The sequence below is a fragment of the Brevundimonas sp. FV2ps16 genome (assembly GCF_058681075.1).
Map to the genome: position 1 here is coordinate 938,866 of NZ_CM178728.1, position 18,522 is coordinate 957,387.

The 18,522-nt window shown below is 65.9% G+C and carries 20 protein-coding genes; 2 read left to right on the forward strand and 18 right to left on the reverse strand.

Annotated features, from left to right (window positions below):
- Nucleotides 1–157 precede the first annotated feature (157 nt).
- Nucleotides 158–1,264 (forward strand): phytase, encoded by a 1,107-nt coding sequence (locus tag ACW170_RS04415; protein ID WP_492088468.1) that lies wholly within the window; start codon nt 158–160, stop codon nt 1,262–1,264.
- Nucleotides 1,265–1,315: 51 nt separating this feature from the next.
- On the opposite strand, the gene ACW170_RS04420 is transcribed toward ACW170_RS04415, so the two are convergent.
- The 6 genes from ACW170_RS04420 to chvI all read right to left on the reverse strand — a co-directional run bounded on the left by ACW170_RS04420 (nt 1,316) and on the right by chvI (nt 5,161).
- On the reverse strand, nt 1,316–1,540 hold the full coding sequence (locus ACW170_RS04420) for a DUF6289 family protein (RefSeq protein ID WP_492088469.1): 225 nt from the start codon (nt 1,538–1,540) through the stop codon (nt 1,316–1,318).
- 89 nt (nt 1,541–1,629) lie between these two features.
- Entirely contained in the window at nt 1,630–1,902 is a 273-nt protein-coding gene (locus tag ACW170_RS04425; protein ID WP_271164989.1) for an HPr family phosphocarrier protein, read from the reverse strand.
- Nucleotides 1,899–2,303 (reverse strand): PTS sugar transporter subunit IIA, encoded by a 405-nt coding sequence (locus ACW170_RS04430; RefSeq protein ID WP_135193946.1) that lies wholly within the window; start codon nt 2,301–2,303, stop codon nt 1,899–1,901. The genes ACW170_RS04425 and ACW170_RS04430 overlap by 4 nt, the downstream gene beginning before the upstream one ends.
- 119 nt (nt 2,304–2,422) lie before the next feature.
- Nucleotides 2,423–2,851: an HPr kinase/phosphorylase gene (locus ACW170_RS04435; RefSeq protein WP_492088470.1), complete on the reverse strand. Its 429-nt coding sequence runs from the start codon at nt 2,849–2,851 to the stop codon at nt 2,423–2,425.
- Entirely contained in the window at nt 2,848–4,488 is a 1,641-nt protein-coding gene (gene chvG, locus ACW170_RS04440; protein WP_492088471.1) for a two-component sensor histidine kinase ChvG, read from the reverse strand. The genes ACW170_RS04435 and chvG overlap by 4 nt, the downstream gene beginning before the upstream one ends.
- Nucleotides 4,457–5,161 (reverse strand): two-component response regulator ChvI, encoded by a 705-nt coding sequence (gene chvI / locus ACW170_RS04445; protein WP_271164992.1) that lies wholly within the window; start codon nt 5,159–5,161, stop codon nt 4,457–4,459. The genes chvG and chvI overlap by 32 nt, the downstream gene beginning before the upstream one ends.
- Nucleotides 5,162–5,361: 200 nt before the next feature.
- Here chvI and ACW170_RS04450 point away from each other — a divergent pair, with 200 nt between their 5' ends.
- On the forward strand, nt 5,362–7,068 hold the full coding sequence (locus tag ACW170_RS04450) for a hypothetical protein (protein WP_492088472.1): 1,707 nt from the start codon (nt 5,362–5,364) through the stop codon (nt 7,066–7,068).
- Between the two features lie 3 nt (nt 7,069–7,071).
- On the opposite strand, the gene ACW170_RS04455 is transcribed toward ACW170_RS04450, so the two are convergent.
- From ACW170_RS04455 to hemE, 12 genes are all read right to left on the reverse strand, one after another.
- Nucleotides 7,072–7,416 carry a TFIIB-type zinc ribbon-containing protein gene (locus tag ACW170_RS04455; RefSeq protein WP_492088473.1) on the reverse strand — a complete coding sequence of 115 codons (345 nt, stop codon included), beginning with the start codon at nt 7,414–7,416 and terminating at the stop codon, nt 7,072–7,074.
- 270 nt (nt 7,417–7,686) lie between these two features.
- Nucleotides 7,687–7,869, reverse strand: a complete 183-nt coding sequence (locus ACW170_RS04460; protein ID WP_271164995.1) for a hypothetical protein — start codon at nt 7,867–7,869, stop codon at nt 7,687–7,689.
- A 48-nt stretch (nt 7,870–7,917) separates the two neighbouring features.
- Nucleotides 7,918–8,799 (reverse strand): ParB/RepB/Spo0J family partition protein, encoded by an 882-nt coding sequence (locus ACW170_RS04465; RefSeq protein WP_492088474.1) that lies wholly within the window; start codon nt 8,797–8,799, stop codon nt 7,918–7,920.
- A 44-nt stretch (nt 8,800–8,843) separates the two neighbouring features.
- On the reverse strand, nt 8,844–9,641 hold the full coding sequence (locus ACW170_RS04470; protein WP_267516672.1) for a ParA family protein: 798 nt from the start codon (nt 9,639–9,641) through the stop codon (nt 8,844–8,846).
- A gap of 4 nt (nt 9,642–9,645) precedes the next feature.
- The gene (gene rsmG / locus ACW170_RS04475; protein ID WP_492088475.1) at nt 9,646–10,221 is read right to left on the reverse strand and encodes a 16S rRNA (guanine(527)-N(7))-methyltransferase RsmG; all 576 of its coding nucleotides are present in this window, start codon (nt 10,219–10,221) and stop codon (nt 9,646–9,648) included.
- Nucleotides 10,222–10,277: 56 nt separating this feature from the next.
- Nucleotides 10,278–12,146 carry a tRNA uridine-5-carboxymethylaminomethyl(34) synthesis enzyme MnmG gene (gene mnmG, locus ACW170_RS04480; RefSeq protein WP_492088476.1) on the reverse strand — a complete coding sequence of 623 codons (1,869 nt, stop codon included), beginning with the start codon at nt 12,144–12,146 and terminating at the stop codon, nt 10,278–10,280.
- A gap of 116 nt (nt 12,147–12,262) precedes the next feature.
- A complete protein-coding gene (gene mnmE / locus ACW170_RS04485) occupies nt 12,263–13,573 on the reverse strand; it encodes a tRNA uridine-5-carboxymethylaminomethyl(34) synthesis GTPase MnmE (protein ID WP_492088477.1) in 1,311 nt (436 codons plus the stop codon).
- A gap of 42 nt (nt 13,574–13,615) precedes the next feature.
- The gene (locus ACW170_RS04490) at nt 13,616–13,840 is read right to left on the reverse strand and encodes a DUF6489 family protein (protein WP_267514993.1); all 225 of its coding nucleotides are present in this window, start codon (nt 13,838–13,840) and stop codon (nt 13,616–13,618) included.
- A 42-nt stretch (nt 13,841–13,882) separates the two neighbouring features.
- The gene (gene rho / locus ACW170_RS04495; protein ID WP_492088478.1) at nt 13,883–15,313 is read right to left on the reverse strand and encodes a transcription termination factor Rho; all 1,431 of its coding nucleotides are present in this window, start codon (nt 15,311–15,313) and stop codon (nt 13,883–13,885) included.
- Between the two features lie 389 nt (nt 15,314–15,702).
- Nucleotides 15,703–16,170, reverse strand: coding sequence for a CopD family protein (locus tag ACW170_RS04500; RefSeq protein WP_492088479.1), 468 nt, complete (start codon nt 16,168–16,170; stop codon nt 15,703–15,705).
- Nucleotides 16,167–17,231 (reverse strand): ferrochelatase, encoded by a 1,065-nt coding sequence (gene hemH / locus ACW170_RS04505; RefSeq protein WP_492088480.1) that lies wholly within the window; start codon nt 17,229–17,231, stop codon nt 16,167–16,169. Before hemH ends, ACW170_RS04500 begins: the two co-directional genes overlap by 4 nt.
- Nucleotides 17,228–18,286, reverse strand: coding sequence for a uroporphyrinogen decarboxylase (gene hemE / locus ACW170_RS04510; protein ID WP_492088481.1), 1,059 nt, complete (start codon nt 18,284–18,286; stop codon nt 17,228–17,230). Before hemE ends, hemH begins: the two co-directional genes overlap by 4 nt.
- Nucleotides 18,287–18,522 lie beyond the last annotated feature (236 nt).

Genomic DNA, 18,522 nt, shown 5'->3' on the forward strand with positions numbered 1-18,522 from the left:
AGGCGACGTCTAGTGCGAGATTTTGAGTCTCATCCGCGACAACTATGCTGTAGGCGGATTAATGTTCTCCAGATCGCCCAACCTGCGGCGTCATCGTCCTTGACCGACGGACGACGCCTGTGGTCTCGGGAACCGTCCCTGGAGAGGAGGATCCCCCATGAAGTCGTCCATCAAGCGCGCCGGCGCCCTGACCGCCACCGTCTGCCTTCTGGCCCTGACCGCCTGCGCCACGCACGAGGTCGATTTCCAGGGCGAGGGCGAAGGCTTCATCGGGCCGGGCGTCGAGGTTCGGGCGGTTCTGGAAACCCCTTCGGTCGGCACCGCCGGCCAGGACGCTGCGGATGATCCGGCCGTTTGGGCCTCGCCTGTGCCGGTCATGGTGATGGGCAAGACCACGCCGGGCTTCGTCGCCGGAACGGACAAGAAGTCCGGCCTCTATGTCTATGGCTTCGACGGCCAGATCCTGCAGTTCATGCCGGAAGGCCTGCTGAACAATGTCGATCTGACCGAGGGACTGAGCGTCGGAGGGCGGCCGCAAGTCGTCCTGGGCGCCAGCGACCGGACGCCGGGCAAGACCGGGATCTCCCTCTATCTGTTCGATCCGGCGGGAACCGGTGAGAACGGCGTACGGCCCTGGGGCGCCATCGCCACCGACGTGATCGAGCCCTATGGCTTCTGTTTCGCGCGGCGTGGCGCCGAAATCCATGCGGTCCTGGTGGGCCACGAGGGCGAGCTGCGTCAGTTCGTGCTGAGCGTGGACGCGGCCGGACAGCCGGTCTCGCGCGAGGTCCGCCGCGCCGAGATCGGCACGATTTCCGAGGGCTGCGCCGCCGACGAGGCGACTGACGCCCTCTATATCGCCGAGGAGAACGTCGGCCTGTGGCGCTATGGCCTCAATCCGGCCAGCGGCGCGGCGCGCACCCTGGTGCAGCCGATCGCCAAGGACATACTGGTCGCCGACGCCGAAGGGCTGACGACGCTGACGGACGGCGACAAACGCTATCTGATCGGCTCCAGTCAGGGCGACTCGACCTTCCCGGTCTGGCGCATCGACGGCGCCGCGCCCGAGTACAAGGGCCGGTTCAAGATCGTGGACGGCGTCGTGGACGGGGTCACCGGCACGGACGGCCTGGCGGCCGCCAGCGGCGCGGTCGGCCCCTTCCCCGAGGGCCTGGTGGTGATCCAGGACGACGTCAACGACGTCGGCACCCAGAACTTCAAATATGTGGACTGGCGCGACATCCGCCGGGCTTTGGGGCTGTAAATCGACTGAAGTGAAGGCCCGTCATCGCGCATGACGGGCCTTCACCTTTGGTCAACAGGGGTAGTTCATCGTCTGAATTCGATAGGGGGTCTGAATCCCTTCCTTGTAGACTGTGCCAGCGCAAGTCTGGCCCCACATGCCGACATATTCTGAATATGTAGCGTCGGAATAATATTCCCATTCACGCCAATGACTGGGCAAGGCGAGTGCGGGTCCCGCCGCGGCTGCAGCCATGAGAGAGACCGCAGCAACCAACAACCTTTTGCGAGCTTTCATTTCGGTGTCCTCCGGGAGACTTCCTCCCGCGAGGAGGTTACTCCTGGATGCGCAAAACACAACCTCGGCTGTGCGCGTGCGGAAGACGCCTACTGATCCTCGTCGAATTTGCGGGCGACGAGGTCCGTCAGGGCCTCGATCGCTTCCTCGGCGTCGGCGCCCTCGGCCGCCACGTCAATGCTGCAGCCGATGCCTGCGCCCAGCATCAGCAGCCCCATGATCGAGCGGGCGTCCACGGTCACGCCATCGCGCGTGACATGGATTTCGCTGTCGAAGCTGGAGGCCAGTTTGACGAACTTGGCCGAGGCGCGGGCGTGTAGGCCGCGCGTGTTGCAGATGTTCAGCGTCGCCTTGACCGTCATTTTTCGCCCGCGAGCACCCAGGACGCGACCGAGATATATTTCCGCCCCGCGTCCTGGGCGTGGGCGACGCAGGATTCCAGCGTCTCGCGCCCCCGCACGCTGGCCAGTTTGATCAGCATGGGCAGATTCAGGCCGGCGATGACCTCGGCATGGGTCTGTTCCATCACCGAGATCGCCAGGTTGGACGGGGTGCCGCCGAACATATCGGTCAGCAGGATCACGCCGTCGCCGTCATCGACGGCGGCGGCCGCATCGACGATGTCGCGTCGACGGCGCTCCATGTCGTCCTCGGGCCCGATGCAGATGGCCGCGACGCCGCGCTGCGGCCCGACCACATGCTCCATCGCCGATAGAAATTCAGAGGCCAGTCCCCCGTGGGTGACGATAACAAGGCCAATCATGAGAACTTCACTCGCATCCCACCCCAAACCATCCCCGGACTTCCCCGTGTCCGACAGGGAGGCCGGACGCGCCCGTTTGGGACCGCAAGGGGCGTGTCATAGACCCGTTATGCGCGGGTTCAAAGCGTCTGAAACGCGACTGTGACCATATCGACCGCCGAGGCGGGGCGAGGATCCAGCGCCAGAAGAGGCAGGTCGATCCCGCAGAAACGCCGGGACTGCGGCTCAGGCAGGCGTTCCACCGCCTCGGGCAGGCAGGCGACGGCCAAGACGATCCGGGCCGTCAGCCGTGTCCTGACGGACACGATTCCCACGCCCCGGGCCTCGATGCGCCCGGCGATCGCAGCCGGCGCCGTGGCGTAAAGCCCTCCGCCGGAGCCCCAGACCTGGGTATAGTCGTCACTGACGAGCCGCCATCCCCGCCCGATCAGCCGCAGGGCCAGGTCGCTTTTGCCGGCGCCGGACGGCCCCAGGATCATCACGCCCTTCCACGTCCCGCCGCGGCGGACGGCGACCGTGGTGGCGTGGATGGGCGGCTCCGGCATCATGGCCGGCGGCTCGGACCGAAGGCGGAAGGCAGGAGTATTTCGAACCGCGCGCCGATCACAGCGCCGCCGTCATCCGACCGGTTCGAGGCCGTCACCACTCCGCCATGCGCCTCGACGATCTGTTTGACGATCGACAGACCCAGGCCCGAGTTCGAACCAAAGGCCGTCCCCTTCGGCCGCGAGGTGTAGAAGCGCTCGAAGACGGTCTCCAGGTTCTCAGGCGGTATGCCTGGGCCCTGATCTTCAACCCGGACACGGATCGGCAAATCGCCGTCGACCTCCTCCAGCGCCACCCGGACCTCGCCATCGGCCGGACTGAAGGATCGGGCGTTGTCGATCAGATTGCGGAACACCTGGCCCAGCGGACCGTCGCGGCCCGCCACCTTCAAGGTCTGGGACGGCCGTTCGAACCGGACGGGGATCTCGCCCGGCCGCGCCGTCGTCTCATAGACACTGACGATGTCGGCCAACAGTCGGTTCAGATCGATGGGCCGAGGGCGGTCGCGCGACAGTTCCGCGTCCAGACGCGAGGCGTTGGAAATGTCGGTGATCAACCGGTCCAGGCGCCGCACGTCTTGCTGCAACAGACTGGTCAGCTTCTCCCTCTGGGCGTCGGTCTTGACCAGGGGCAGGGTTTCCAGCGCGGAGCGGATCGAGGTCAGGGGGTTCTTGATCTCGTGCGACACGTCGGCGGCGAACCGCTCGATGGCGTCCATGCGCGTAGACAGGGTGTCGGTCATGGATTCCAGCGACCGCGCCAGATCGCCGATCTCGTCCTTGCGCTCTTCCAGATCGGGCAGGGAGATGGCCCGCGCGCGCTGCAGCTTGACCTGGTCCGCCGCCGCGGACAGCCGCATGATCGGCCGCGCCACGAACAGGTGCAGCACCAGGGACGCCAGCAGATTGACGGCCAGAGCCACCAAAGCGAAGGGCACCAGGGCGCGCCTCTGGTCGTCCAGGATTTCGTCCACATTGCCCGCTTCCAAGGTCAGGACGCCCAGAACTTGGCGAACATGGCGGATGGGGATGGAGACGGACACGACCCGGTCACCGGACTCGTTGCGCCGGACGGTCGTCTGGGGCTCGCCAGCCAGGGCGCGTTCGACCTCGGCGGCGACCTCGGCCTCGACCTGTCGCCTGTGTTCTGCGTCACGGTCGGTCTTTTCGGCCTGGTCCGCAGGCAGGGGGAAGCCGGCCGGATGCGCCGGCGGCAGGGCCTGGCCGGGAATATTCTCGGTCACCTCATAGCTGTCGATGACCGGCAGGCCGTTGATGTCGTACAGCCGCACCCGCTGGCCGGTGGGCACGAAATTATCGCGCAGCCAGTTGGCGGCCTGCCCCACGTCGAGCTCCGGCGTCGGCACCCCGCGACTGATGCCCAGTTCGCCCAGCACATTGCCGAGCAACTCCGCCTGGACAGTCAGGGATTCCTGACGGGCCTGGATCAGGCCCTGGCGCCATTCGTTCAGCACCAGGGCCCCGCCGAACAGAATCAGCAGGCTGAGAAGATTGAGCGCCAGGATAAACCCGCCCAGCCGCGATCCGCCGAAGCGAAGCCTCGGCCGGCGGACAGGCTCCTCGTCGGGCTCGCGCCCGTCGGGATGATCAGCTTTCGCGGTAGCGGTAGCCGACGCCATACAGGGTCTCGATCGCGTCGAACTCATTGTCCACGGCGCGGAACTTCTTGCGCATCCGCTTGACGTGGCTGTCGATGGTGCGGTCGTCGACATAGACCTGATCGTCGTAGGCGGCGTCCATCAGATTGTCGCGGCTCTTCACGAAGCCGGGGCGCTGGGCCAGGGCCTGGAGCAGCAGGAATTCGGTGACGGTCAGCTTCACCGGCTTGCCGTCCCAGGTCGATTCGTGGCGGGCCGGGTCCATGCTCAGCTTGCCGCGCTTGATCGCCTTGCCCGACACCTCGGCTGAGGGTTCGGGTTCGATCCCGTCGGCGCCTGTGCGGCGCAGCAGGGCCTTGACCCGTTCAATCAGAAGCCGCTGGCTGAAGGGCTTGTGAATATAGTCGTCGGCGCCGAGGTTGAAGCCGAGGATCTCGTCGATCTCCTCGTCCTTCGAGGTCAGCATGATCACGGGAATCTGCGAGGTCTGACGCAGGCGGCGCAGCACTTCCATCCCGTCCATACGCGGCATCTTCACATCGAGGATAGCCAGGTCCGGCGGGGTGCTTTCCAGCGCCGCCAGGCCCGAGGCCCCGTCATGATAGGCCGTGATCTTGTGGCCATGACTTTCCAGCGCCAGCGAGACGGACGCCACGATATTCTCGTCGTCATCGACCAGGGTGATATTGGCCAAGGTGGTCTTCTCCTGAACTTCCCGTTCCCGCGAACGAGAACGCACGGCAAGCGTAACCGTTCGATCACGGTCACATTAGGGCCATGGCAGATGGGCCGCCAAGCAGCCGATTTCAACGATAGACGGATCGGTTTCCGTCGGCGCAAAGAAAATTCACCATGAAAACTCCGTTTTAAAGGCTTGGCCCCCACGGTCCACGGATGGCCGGTCCTATTCACTACGAAGTCTATATCCGCAGGACGGTTCCGGCCTCCTGGTCCCTACTGATCGCCACCGAGGACCGCAAACACGCGCTCGAGACCGCGGAAGACCAGTTGTCCAACCGGCTGGCCGCCGCCGCCCGCGTCACCAAGGAGACGCTGGACCCGGACACGGGGGAGTTCAACAGCCTCGCCATCCTGACGATCGGCGCGCCTGAGGAAAAGAAGAAGCCCAAGCCGACCGAGGCCGCTCGCCCGGCCTGCAGCGCCCCGGCCGAACTCTATACGCCCCATGCGCGCGCCTTGATCGCGCGGGTGCTGGAGGACTGGCTGAAGCGGCAAGGGGTGACGGCGTTCGAGCTTCTGCACCGGCCGGACCTGGCCGAGCGGCTCGACGCCTCGGGCGTGGAGCTTCAGCACGCCGTCCAGAAGGTCGCTGTGCCGGAAAGCCAGGCCAGCGGACAGGATCTGCACGCCGTCGTACGGCATTATCAGCGTCTCGCCGAGGAGTCGGTCGCCCGCCTGATCAAGGCCGGACGGGCAGGCCTGTTCCCCTCGTTGAAGAACCAGTCGATCGCCGACCTGGCGCACCGTCTGATCGCCACCCAGGATCGGACCTTCGTCATGGGCGGCGTGATCGCCCACGGCCTGGCCGATCGCAAGGGTGCGCGCGACCGGCTGGACTGTCTGATGGATATGGTCGAGGCCGCCCCGGCCGAGGGGCCCCCACGCGTCCTTGTTCTCGGCGCGGTGGAGCAGATCGTCTCCGAAATGTTAGCGGTGCGTTCCAATCTGGCGGAGATTCTCGGTCCTTCGCTGGATCATGGCGCCAGTCTGGCCGCCGTGGTGCGCATGGTCGCCCCGCGCGAGGTGGAACGGCTAGTAGGGCTGGATCCCCGCATGGCTCTGATGACCCCTGTGGTCGAGGGACCGGCGGCGCGTCTTGGTCAGGGTCTGGCGGACGGCTATTTCCCCAAACTGTCGACATCCCTCGCCCGAATGGTGACGCGCGAACTGTCTAGCCAGCGTCGCCTCAGGCCCAATGATGCGGTCGGAGAGATCGATATCCTGCGCACCCTCGCCATGGCCCTGACGGCGGCGGCGGGGCGTCTGCTGACCCTGGAGGAGGTGCAGAACGCCTTCGTGGACCGCTCAAAGAGCCTGGTCACCCCCGAATTCGTCGCCGCCTATGTCAGCCGGTGCAAGACGGTCCTGTCGGAGGCCGAGTATCTGACGCGACTGTGCGAAAACGTCACCGGCGGCGCCAACAAACGGGCGGCGGCGCGCTGGCTCAGCGCCTGCGTGACCTCGCTGAGGCTGGAAAACGAGATGCGCCAGACGACGGCCGGCGGGCCAAGCGTGTCGCAGAAACTGCTGGTGCTCGCTCGACTTCAACGGTCGGTGCGCGCCGTGCAGTTGGGAGAAATCGACGAAAGAGAAATATCGACTGCGATCGGCGTCCTGGGCGGAACGCTGGAGGCGGACGCCGGCCTGCTGACCCAGATCGGACGGGCCCAGGCTACGCCGGTGCAGAAGCTGACCGCCCTGATGAAGATGATCACCGGCGAGACTGCGCCGCTTGGACCGGCGGCGGACCGGGCGCGCAGCGAAGCCGTCAAGATGCTGCGGCTGCCTGAAATCCGCGACGCCACGGTCGGCGAAGCGGCGCTCCAGGCCATGATGCAGGCCGCCGGTCTGAAGATCTGACCTTCAGTCGAAGATGTCGAAGATGCTGTCCCGCTTCTTTTTCTTGTAGCGATAATCGTCGTCGTCCCGACGTCGATCATCGCGATAGCCGCGATCATCCCCGTACGGCCGTGCGCCGCCACCCCAGGGCTGAGCTTGGGGTTGAGGCGGCGGAGGATAGGCTTGAGGCGTCGCCTGTGGCGCGGGCGCGGAGGCCCTTCCGTCCTGGGCCGCCGACTCCATCAGCTTTTCCAGTTCGCCTCGATCAAGCCAGACGCCGCGGCAGGTCGGGCACATGTCGAACTGCACCCCGTCGCGATCCAGGGTCTGCATCGAGGAATTGTCGTTCGGGCACATCAGAAGCGGCATGAGGTCTCCACACGGATCAAGAACAGGTTCAAGAAACGGGCGCCGACGCGAGGGATCCGATGGGGCGGTCCGTTCGCATCGGCGCATCCGTACGGTGCGACATCGCATCGTCGCGATCCGGCGAGGCAGGGGAACACTCGCCGTTCGCGGCGACGCCAGAGGGGCCCGTTCCGCCCCTTCAAGCTAGGCGCCGCGAGGCCGCCCCGCCATGCGTCCTGGCGCCACAGGGGGCGGCTGCCCCAAGGCGCAATAGGCCATTTGGTCCGGGGCCTAGCCCCGCTTGGACGCCTTGCGGAAGGCCGGCTGGGCCATGGCGACATTGCGCGCCGAGACGGTCTTTTCCTCGGCCTTGGCGCCGACCTGGGCGTTGAACCCGTGACCGGCCTTGGCCTTCTTGGCGGCGAGCGCCTGTTTCAGCTTGTCGGCGGCGGTCGGTGTCGGTTGATCATTCATGCTGACACCCTAGCAGGTTTGAAGGCACGAAACGACCGCCGCGTCGCTTCAGGTGCGCATCAGGCGGCGGCACAGGTCGTCGAGCTGCTCCAGCGAGCCATAGCGGATCGTCAGCTCGCCCTTGCCGCTGCGGTCGTTCAGCTGGACGTTCAGGCCCAGGGCGTCGGCCAGGTCCTGTTGCAGGGCGGCGACGTCGGCCGCCCCCTCCCCCGCCGGCGCCGGCGTCGCCTTGACCGGCTTGGGGCCTTCCGCCGCGCGACGCGCCAGGGCCTCGACCTGACGCACATTCAGACCTTCGTTGAAGGCCTGGTCGGCCAGGGCGGCGGCATTGGGCGCGGTCACCAGGGCGCGGGCATGGCCGGCCGTCAGCTTGCCGTGCCGCACATACCACAGCACTTCTTCCGGCAACTGCAGCAGGCGCAGGGTGTTGGCGATATGGCTGCGGCTCTTGCCGACGATGCCGGCCACCTGGTCCTGGGTGCGGCCGAACCGCTCCATCAGCACGCGATAGGCGTCGGCCTCTTCCAGCGGATTCAGGTCCGCGCGCTGGACGTTTTCGATGATGGCGACTTCGAACACTTCGACGTCGTCCATTTCGCGGACGACGATCGGCACCTCGGTCAGCCGCGCAGCCTGGGCGGCGCGCCAGCGGCGTTCGCCGGCGATGATCTGCCAGACCCCGTCCTCGCCGGGCTGGGTCCGCACCAGGATCGGCTGCAGCACGCCCTTGTCGCGGATCGACGCCGTCAGTTCTTCAAGGTGTTCCTGGGTGAAGATCTTGCGCGGCTGGTCCGGGTTGGGCTTCAGGCTTTCGATCGGGGCCAGTTGGACGCCCGAGGGCATGGCGGCGCCGGCCGCCGTCGGCGCCTCGACATTCTCGCCCATCAGGGCCGACAAGCCGCGTCCCAGACCTCTTTGTCGTTCAGCCAAGATATTCTTCCGTTCTTCTAGATTTCAGACGCGCAACGCGCGTGTCACGCCGCCAGCTTCAGGCGCTGGCGCTCGCGCTTCACCACTTCCTTGGCCAGACGCAGATAGGCCTGGCTTCCGGCGCATTTCAGATCATAGATCAGGGCCGGCTTGCCGAAGGACGGCGCCTCGGCCACCCGCACATTGCGCGGGATGACGCTGTCATAGACCTTGTCGCCGAAATGGGCGCGCACGTCATTGGCCACCTGGCCCGACAAGGCGCTGCGGCGATCGAACATGGTCAGGACCAGGCCCTGGATTTCCAGCGCCGGATTAAGGCTCTGCTTCACCATGTCGATCGTGCGCATCAGCTGGCTCAGGCCTTCCAGAGCGAAGAACTCGCACTGAAGCGGCACCAGAACCGCATCCGCCGCCGCCATGGCGTTCAGGGTCAACAGGTTCAGAGAGGGCGGACAGTCGATCAGCACATAGTCATACGCGGTAGGGCCATGGTCATGCGCCCGCAACGCGTCCCTCAGACGATAGGATCGGCGATCCGCCTGGCTCAGTTCGATTTCGACGCCGGACATGTCGGCGTCCGCCGGCACGATCCAGAGGCCGGGAACCGTGGTCTGCACCGCGGCGTCATCGACCGAGCGCTGATCGACCACCACGTCATAGATGGTGACTCGCCGCGTTTCACGTGGAACGCCCAAGCCGGTGGACGCATTGCCCTGGGGGTCCATATCCACGATCAAGACGCGCTTGCCGATCGCGGCCAGGGCGGTGCCCAGGTTGATGGCCGTCGTGGTCTTGCCCACCCCGCCCTTTTGGTTGGACACGGCGAGAACGCGGGCAGGCAGTTTGCTAGTGCTGGGGGCGGGCACGTCGAACACTCCGGACTGTCACGATACGGCCGCGCGGGTCGCTTTGCGACGGGGCCAGTTCAGCTTCGAAATGCCAGGATTTCCGCGCCTCAATCAACTCGGATTCGGCCTTCTCCCCCTTCAGGAACAGACCTTGTGCACCCCTTTGGAAGTAGGGCTGTGCATAACCCAGCAGCCGCTCCATCGGGGCCACAGCCCGCGCCGTCACAATGTCACACGTGACGCTCTGTTCCTCGGCGCGGCCATTGATCACCGTCGCCGGCAGATCAAACAGATCGACCATTTCCTGCAGAAATCGGCAGCGCTTGCCCAGGCTGTCGATCAGCCAGACGTGCGCTCCCTCCCGCCCTTTCGCCAACAGCGCCAGGATCACGCCGGGAAAACCGGCGCCGGCCCCCAGGTCCGCCCAGGTCAGGGCGTCGGGCGCATGGGTCAACAGTTGGGCGCTGTCCCAGGCGTGACGGTTCCAGAAGTCCGGCAGGCTATCCGGCCCGACCAGATTCATTACCGTATTGGCCTCGGCCAGCCGAACGCGGAAGGCGTCCAGGTCCGCCATCTGCGCCGGAGACGCCCCCGTCCTGGCCTGAAACGCGGCCCGTTCGTTTTCCAACATCAGGCGGCGACCGAGGCTTTAGGGGCTTTTTTCACGTGGGCGAGCAAGGCCGTCAAAGCCCCCGGCGTCATCCCCTCGATCCGCCCCGCCTGGCCCAGGGTGCGCGGTTGAACGCGAGCCAGTTTCTCGCGCACCTCGTTCGACAAACTGCCGATCAGTCCATAGTCGAGATCGTTGGGAAGCAGCAGATACTCCTCCCGACGAAGAGCTTCCGCGTCGATAGACTGGCGGTCCAGATAGTTGGCGTAGCCCGCGTCGATCTCGATCTGCTCACGCACCTCTGCATCCCAATCCGCGATGTCAGGCCGCACACTGATGAAGTGATTCAGGGTCACATCCGGAAAAGCGAGGAGCTCCCGCATGGATCGCCGCCGTCCATCGGCGTTGACGGGAATCCCCAATCCATTGGCCTCTTTAGGCGTAAAGAGGGTTTCACGTGAAACAATACCGGCCACGGACAGTTTCTCTGCCTTGGCCGAAAACCGCTGCGCGCGCGCCTCGCCGACAATCCCGACGGCCATACCGAGCGGCGTCAGCCTCTGATCGGCATTGTCCGCACGCAGAGTGAGCCGATATTCGGCTCGGCTGGTGAACATGCGATAGGGTTCGGTCACGCCCCGCGTCACCAGGTCGTCGATCATCACCCCGATATAGGCCTGCTCCCGACCCAGGATCACCGGACCCTGCCCGGCCGCAGCTCGGGCAGCGTTCAGCCCCGCCATCAGACCCTGGGCCGCCGCCTCCTCATAGCCGGTGGTGCCGTTGATCTGACCGGCCAGATACAGCCCTGGCCGCTTCTTCACTTCCAGCGCCGGGCTCAGTTCACGTGGATCGACATAGTCGTATTCGATGGCATAGCCGTAGCGAAACACCTCCACCGCCTCCAGGCCGGGGATGGTCCGCAGGAAGGCCAGCTGGGTCGGCTCCGACACCGAGGTCGAGATGCCGTTCGGATAGACGGTCGGATCGTCCAGGCCCTCAGGCTCCAGGAAGATCTGGTGGCTGGTCTTGTCCGCAAACCGCACCACCTTGTCCTCGATGGACGGACAATAGCGCGGCCCTCGGCCGGACAGTTTGCCGCCATAGACAGCGCTCTCGCACAAGTTCTCGGCGATGATGCGGTGGGTTTCCTCGGTCGTATGGGTGACGCCGCACGCGATCTGTTTCACGTGGATGCGGTCGGTCATGAAGGAGAAGGCGGTCGGCGTCTCGTCCGCCTCCTGCATCTCCAGCCGGTCCCAGGCGATGGTCCGTCCGTCCAGCCGCGCCGGGGTCCCGGTCTTCAGCCGCCCCATCATCAGATCAGCCGCATGAAGATCGGCGGCCAGCCCCGTCGATGGGTCTTCGCCATGGCGCCCGGCCGGGATCCGTTCGTCACCGCGATGGATCACCCCGTTCAGGAAGGTGCCCGTGGTCAGCACCACAGCCCCGGCCCGCACCGTCTCCCCTGCCCCGGTCACCACGCCGACCACCCGGTCGCCGTCCAAGATCAGCCGCTCGGCCGTTCCCGCCATCAGGCTCAGGTTCCACGTGGCGGTGAGTTCGGCCTGCATGGCCTCACGGTACAGGCGTCGATCGATCTGGCTGCGCGGGCCACGAACCGCCGCGCCCTTGGACCGGTTCAACAACCGAAACTGGATGCCCGACACGTCGGCCAGGCGCCCCATGATCCCGTCCAGAGCGTCGATCTCCCGCACCAGATGCCCCTTGCCCAGACCCCCGATGGCGGGATTGCACGACATCTCGCCGATGGTCTCAAGCTTCTGGGTCAGCAACAGGGTGCGCGCGCCCGCTCGCGCCGACGCAGCAGCCGCTTCACAGCCGGCGTGGCCGCCGCCGATCACGACGACGTCGAAGGATTTATCCATGGGGGTGGTCATCCGCGCCACATAGGCCAAACGGGCGGATTTCGCCAGTCCCGGCGATTAGGCCGAAGTTCGTCGAACGTAGTCATACTTAGGGTGTTTCACGTGAAACACCGGTATTACTTTCCTATGCAGAAGGTGGAGAAGACCTCTCCCAGCACATCCTCCACCCCGATCTCGCCGGTCACACGTCCAAGCGCCCCAGCGGCCCGACGAAGATCGTCGCCCGCCATCTCCGGCGCCACGCGGAGCGCGACAAGGCCCGCCTCGACCGCGTCCAAAGCCTCGGTCAAACGCAGTCGATGCCGCTCACGCGTGATCGCCGGGAAGTCGGCGCCGGACAGGTCGGCAGCGAGGCGGCGCGCAATCCAGTCGTGCAGGCTCGCCAAGCCTTCGCCAGAGCGACTGCTGACGCGGAGACACTCCAGCCCGTGCGATTCGAAAACGGCTGCGCCTTCATCCGCCTTATTGGCGACGACAAGATCCCCCGCGCGGACATAGTCCGCCGCCACGCCGTCCGGATCCCCCGGCGCACGGACCCACAGGCGCAGCTCAGCCTCTTCCGCTCGCCGCCGGGCCCGTCGCACGCCCTCGGCCTCGACCGGATCGTCGCTGTCCCGCAATCCCGCCGTATCCGACAGGGTCACGGCATAGCCGCCGATCACCAGGTCCGCGTCCAGAACATCCCGCGTCGTGCCCGCGATCGGGGTGACGATGGCCGCCTCGCGCTCGATCAGGGCGTTGAACAGCGACGACTTGCCGGCGTTGGTCTCGCCGATCAGGACGATGCGATACCCGTCCCTCACCCGTTCGCCCCGACGACCGGCCGCGACGGCCCGCCGTAGATCATCCGCCAATCGCTCCAGCACCGGTCCGGCGGTCAGCGCCAGATTGTCCGGCACCTCCTCGTCCGGAAAATCGATCTCGGCCTCAACCAGGGCCAGGGCGTGCAACAGGTCGCGCCGGAAGCCGGCATAGGTGGCGCTGAGCTGACCATCCAATTGACCCAGGGCCTGTCGCGCCTGAGCCGCCGTCTCCGCGTCGATCAGATCGGCGACCGCCTCGGCCTGGGCCAGATCCATCCGTCCATTCTGGAAGGCGCGGCGGGTGAACTCGCCCGGCTCGGCCGGTCGCAGACCCAGGGCGATCAGGGCCTGGCTCGCCGCCTCGACCACCGCCCGCCCGCCGTGCAGGTGCAGTTCAGCCGCATCCTCGCCGGTATAGGAATTGGGCCCGACGAACCGCAGCACCAGGGCCTGATCGATATGGGCGCCTTGATGGGTCAGGTCTCGCACCGACGCCATCCGCGGCTTCAACCGCCCCGCGCCGATCGCATTCAGGGTCGGCTCGACCGCCGGCCCAGACAGCCTCAACACGGCGATAGCCCCCCGACCGGGCGGGGTGGCGAGAGCGAAAATGGTGTCAGTCATGATCTCATTTTCTCCTCCCCACGCTGCGGGGAGGAAGGGCGTTCACTTCACCGCCGCTTCCATCAGGCGCCGAAACTGATCCTGCGCCTGAAGTCCGAAACTGGTCCAGGTCTTCAGCAGTTCGTCGGGTTGCATGGCGGCGACATTGGCCTCCATCCGCTTCGTCATCTCGGCCACCATCGCCTCGTTCAGGGGCGTGACGTCGGGCAGGCCCAGAAAGGCCCGCGCCTCGGCCGGCGTGCAATCAATCTCGACTTGAACCTTCATGCCTGCGGTCTCCTGTTCCACGTGAAACCGTCAGACAACGGATCAGGTGTTCATCGACTGGAAGAAGTCCGAGTTGTTCTTCGACTGGCGCAGCTTGTCGAGCAGGAATTCGATCGCGTCCTGCGGACCCATGGGGTTCAGGATGCGACGCAGGACATAGGTCTTGGCCAGCTGATCCTTCGGTGTGATCAGGTCTTCCTTGCGGGTGCCGGACTTCAGCACGTCGATGGCGGGGAAGATGCGCTTGTCGGCGACCTTGCGGTCCAGCACGATTTCCGAGTTGCCGGTGCCCTTGAACTCTTCGAAGATCACCTCGTCCATCCGGCTGCCGGTGTCGATCAGGGCCGTGGCGATGATGGTCAGCGACCCGCCCTGCTCCACATTCCGCGCGGCGCCGAAGAAGCGTTTCGGCCGTTGCAGGGCGTTGGCGTCCACGCCCCCGGTCAGCACCTTGCCCGACGACGGCACGGTGGCGTTATAGGCGCGGCCCAGGCGGGTGATGGAGTCGAGCAGGATCACCACATCCTTCTTGTGCTCGACCAGACGCTTGGCCTTTTCGATCACCATTTCGGCGACCGCGACGTGGCGCGTGGCCGGCTCGTCGAAGGTCGAGGCCACGACCTCGCCCTTGACCGTCCTCTGCATGTCGGTGACTTCTTCCGGCCGTTCGTCGATCAGCAGGACGATCAGGATGACTTCCGGGTGGTTCTTCTCGATCGACTTGGCGATGTTCTGCAGCATCACCGTCTTGCCGACGCGCGGCGGCGCCACGATCAGGCAGCGCTGGCCCTTGCCCAGGGGGGCGACGATGTCGATGACCCGGCCGGAACGATCCTTCAGCGTCGGATCCTGGATTTCCATGTGCAGCCGCTCTTCGGGATAGAGCGGCGTCAGGTTGTCGAACAGGACCTTGGTCTTGACCATCTCGGGGTCTTCGAGATTGATCGTGTCGACCTTCAGCAGGGCGAAATAGCGCTCGCCTTCGCGCGGCGCCCGCACGGCGCCATGGACGGTGTCGCCCGACCGCAGGCCGAAACGGCGGATCTGCGACGGCGACACATAGACGTCGTCCGGTCCCGGCAGATAGTTGGCGTCCGAGCTACGCAGGAAGCCGAAGCCGTCGGGCAGGATTTCCAGCACCCCGTCGGCGATGATCTCGACTTCCTCGTCGGCCAGGGCCTTCAGGATGGCGAACAGCAGATCCTGTTTACGCAGGTTCGAGGCGTTCTCGACCTCCAGCTGTTCGGCGAAGGCGACCAGGTCGGCCGGCGTCTTCTCGTTCAGCTCGGCCAGGGTGATCCGGCCGTTCGGCACCACGGACTCGCCATCATCTTCTTCGTCGTCAGCCGTGGTGTCCACGCCGGAATCGGCGCCCGCCGCCTCGCCGGCTTCATGCTCGGCGCCGTGATGGGCCAGGGCTTCAGCCTCGGCGTTCTCGGTCTCGGGGGTGTCGTTGTCGGTGACGTCGGTCATAATACAGGCCCGCGAACGCGCGCACGGAACCGCACGGCGTCAAGTCTCTGGAAATGTCTGGCCGTGAGGCCGAAGGGGAGCACGACGGGCTCCCGCTGATCGAACCGGCGGGCGTCGCGAAAAGAGAGGGACCGCCGGAAGGACCGAACGGTTCATCGCCAGCGGAACCACAGGCGGCGGTTCAGGTCAAGCGGAGGCGTTGGCAAACTTCCCTCTCCCGCCGGGAGAGGGCTTGAGCGCCCGAGAGCGCAGCGATCGGTCTTGCGCGAAAGGGTGAGGGGCGCAGTGTTGAAGGGATGGAGGGACGGCTATGCGAGCTGGCCCACCGGCGGGCCCTCATCCGGCCCTTCGGGCCACCTTCTCCCCACGGGAGAAGGGCAGGGAACCTCTCACCCGAACGTCCACTCCGTCGTCACCGACAGCACCATGACGATGGCCAGGACGAACGGAACCTCGTTCGTCATACGCCAGAACTTGCCGGAATATTTCGACGTCCCTGCGGCGATCTTCTTGCGCTGCGCCGCCAGGAAACCGTGCCAACCGCTGAGCAGGAAGACGCCGATCAATTTGGCGAGCATCCACGGTTCGGCCAGAAACGCCGGCCCGCGCGCCGAGACATCGATATGGATCAGCCACAGGCCGAACCCCCAGGCCAGAATCATGGCTGGATTGACGATGATCCGCAGCAGCCGCGTCTGCCACAGCCTCAGAAGCGCCTGCATCTCGCCGCGCAGGGGCTCCGGCTTGGCATTCTGCTCGGCGTCATAGGCGTAGAGGCGCGGCAGGAACAACAGCCCCGCCATCCAGGCGATCACCGCCAGAATGTGCAGACCGCGCGCCAAATCATACAGGTTCATGCCGCATCCTTGCGCTGACGATAGGGGCAGGCCTTCCAGTCCGCCTTGCAGCCCGGCCCGAACGGCGCGACGCCGGTCCGGCCAAGGGCGCCGACGGCCGCATCGGCCAGGGCGTCGATGAACAGCGGCGCCGTCCCGACAGCCGGCGCCCTCAAATACAAACTGACCCCTTTTTCGTGGGCCAGTTCGCCGTATTCGATATCCAGCTCGACCAGGGTCTCGATATGTTCGGAGACGAAGGCGATGGGGGTGATCACGACCCCGACCCCGTCCCGGCCGGCTTGTTCGATGGCCTCGGGCGTCGACGGGCCCAGCCATTTCATCGGCCCGACGCGGCTCTGGTAGCAGAGGGCGTGGTCGATCGGTCCCCGGTCGCGTTCGATAGCGGCGACCACGGCGGCCACGGTCGTCTCGACCTGTTCCTGATAGGGGTCGCCCTTGCTGCTGACCAGTTTCTCGGGGATGCCGTGGGCCGAGAACAAGACCCGAACCGGTCCGTCGCCCGCCTCGTCCAGCTTCGTTCCGATGGCCTGGGCCTGGGCCTCGACCCAGCCGTCGGCGCGGGGGTAGCAGCAGACGGCGCGACTGACGCCGGACCCGGCATAGGTCTCATTCCAGACCTTCAGCGACGACTGGGTCGTGGTGGTCGAGAACTGCGGATAGAGGGGCAGCAGCACCACCTCGTCAGGCCCGAAGGCCGCCACATCCACAGCCGTCTCCTCGGTCAGCGGATGCCAGTAACGCATGGCGATAAAGACCCGAACCTCGTCCCCGGTCAGCCGCGCGTTCAGCACCGCCTCCAGGGCCTCAGCCTGACGGCGGGTGCCCGGCAGCAGGGGCGATCCTCCCCCCATCAGGGCGTAGTTGGCCTGGGCGCTGATCTCGCGCCGGCTGGAGATCAGCTTGGCCAGAGGCGTCCGCGCAAATCCCGGCAGGCCGATGATGGCCGGGTCATTGAACAGGTTGAACAGGAAAGGCTTCACCGAAGCCTGATCGTCGGGCCCGCCCAGATTGAACAGCACCACCGCGATACGGCTGCCTTGCGGGGTAGTTTGGGTCATTGGGCGCCGATCCTTTTGAGAACCCGCTCGACATGGTCGATGGGCACGTCGGGCAATATGCCATGGCCCAGGTTGAACACCCATGGCCCCTGGCCCCAGGCCTCCATCAGCTGATCCACCCGGCGATCCAGCAGTTCGCCCCCGGCGCGCAGCAACAGGGGGTCCAGGGCGCCCTGGATCGGCTTGATCTGCTGCACCCTTTTGCCGACCTCCAGCGGGCAGGCGGTGTCCAGGGCGACGGCGTCGACCTCAACCTCCTGCGCATACCGCTCTGCAAGCGCCGCAGAGCCCCGTGGGAAGCCGATCAGGGGCACGGTGACACCCAGCTCCCGCGTACGCCTCACAAGCGCCTGGTGGGGCTTCAGGACCAGTCTTTCGAACAGGTCGTCCGGCAGCCCCTCGGCCCAGCTCTCGAAGATCTTTAAAACCTGGGCGCCGGCGTCGGCCTGCATCTTCAGATACCGCGCCGTGGCCTCGACCAGAACCTCCAGGGTTTCATCCACCCGACGGGGGTCGGCATAGGCGTAGGTCCGGGCCTGGGCGCGCTCGCCCTTGCCGATCGTCCGCGCCTCTCCATCCAGCATATAGGTCGCCACCGTCCAGGGCGCGCCGGCGAAACCGATCAGCGTCCGCTCAGGCTCCAGGGCCTTGCGCACGATCGACAGGGTCTCGCCCACCGACGACAGATACTCGCCGGCGGCGGGGGCCAGTTCCGCCATTCGACCGGGAATAGGCATTTCGCCGAGACGCGGCCCCTCGCCGGTCTCGAACCAGACGTCCTGACCCAGGGCGCGCGGGATCAACAGGATATCCGCAAACACGATGGCCGCGTCGAAGCCGAACCGACGCATCGGCTGAAGCGTCGCCTCTGCCGCCATCTCGGGGTTCAGACAGAAGGCGATGAAGTCCGGCGCCTCGGCCCTGAGCCGGCGGTACTCGGGCAGATACCGCCCCGCCTGGCGCATGAACCAGACCGGCGGACGGTCCAACGTCTCTCCTCGGAGAGCCCGGATCATCACGGGGGTCTGAACAGCGTTCTGGGTCGGATCGGTCATGTCGGACGATTAAGGTCACAGCCCCCCGCTCTCAATCCCTAATCAGATTTAGAATTAAAAGATTCGAAGTGGCAGGTAGGGCGGTGGAACGGCGGGGACGAAAGCGGCGGCGGCGGCGGAACAAAAACGGATATCCACGAGGGCTCAAACCCGATCGGGGATGCGGAACAGGACTATCCAGCCAGTGGACAATCCCTAACGAAACCTTAACGCCAAAGGGTTTGCGGGGGGATGCG

Bases quoted from the DNA above. Each gene is read 5' to 3' on its own strand.
- ACW170_RS04415 (WP_492088468.1), top strand. From the start codon at position 158: ATGAAGTCGTCCATCAAGCGCGCCGGCGCCCTGACCGCCACCGTCTGC.
- ACW170_RS04420 (WP_492088469.1), bottom strand. From the start codon at position 1,540: ATGAAAGCTCGCAAAAGGTTGTTGGTTGCTGCGGTCTCTCTCATGGCT.
- ACW170_RS04425 (WP_271164989.1), bottom strand. From the start codon at position 1,902: ATGACGGTCAAGGCGACGCTGAACATCTGCAACACGCGCGGCCTACAC.
- ACW170_RS04430 (WP_135193946.1), bottom strand. From the start codon at position 2,303: ATGATTGGCCTTGTTATCGTCACCCACGGGGGACTGGCCTCTGAATTT.
- ACW170_RS04435 (WP_492088470.1), bottom strand. From the start codon at position 2,851: ATGATGCCGGAGCCGCCCATCCACGCCACCACGGTCGCCGTCCGCCGC.
- chvG (WP_492088471.1), bottom strand. From the start codon at position 4,488: ATGGCGTCGGCTACCGCTACCGCGAAAGCTGATCATCCCGACGGGCGC.
- ACW170_RS04450 (WP_492088472.1), top strand. From the start codon at position 5,362: ATGGCCGGTCCTATTCACTACGAAGTCTATATCCGCAGGACGGTTCCG.
- ACW170_RS04455 (WP_492088473.1), bottom strand. From the start codon at position 7,416: ATGCCGCTTCTGATGTGCCCGAACGACAATTCCTCGATGCAGACCCTG.
- ACW170_RS04460 (WP_271164995.1), bottom strand. From the start codon at position 7,869: ATGAATGATCAACCGACACCGACCGCCGCCGACAAGCTGAAACAGGCG.
- rsmG (WP_492088475.1), bottom strand. From the start codon at position 10,221: ATGGCGGACCTGGACGCCTTCCGCGTTCGGCTGGCCGAGGCCAATACG.
- mnmG (WP_492088476.1), bottom strand. From the start codon at position 12,146: ATGGATAAATCCTTCGACGTCGTCGTGATCGGCGGCGGCCACGCCGGC.
- mnmE (WP_492088477.1), bottom strand. From the start codon at position 13,573: ATGACTGACACCATTTTCGCTCTCGCCACCCCGCCCGGTCGGGGGGCT.
- ACW170_RS04490 (WP_267514993.1), bottom strand. From the start codon at position 13,840: ATGAAGGTTCAAGTCGAGATTGATTGCACGCCGGCCGAGGCGCGGGCC.
- rho (WP_492088478.1), bottom strand. From the start codon at position 15,313: ATGACCGACGTCACCGACAACGACACCCCCGAGACCGAGAACGCCGAG.
- ACW170_RS04500 (WP_492088479.1), bottom strand. From the start codon at position 16,170: ATGAACCTGTATGATTTGGCGCGCGGTCTGCACATTCTGGCGGTGATC.
- hemH (WP_492088480.1), bottom strand. From the start codon at position 17,231: ATGACCCAAACTACCCCGCAAGGCAGCCGTATCGCGGTGGTGCTGTTC.
- hemE (WP_492088481.1), bottom strand. From the start codon at position 18,286: ATGACCGATCCGACCCAGAACGCTGTTCAGACCCCCGTGATGATCCGG.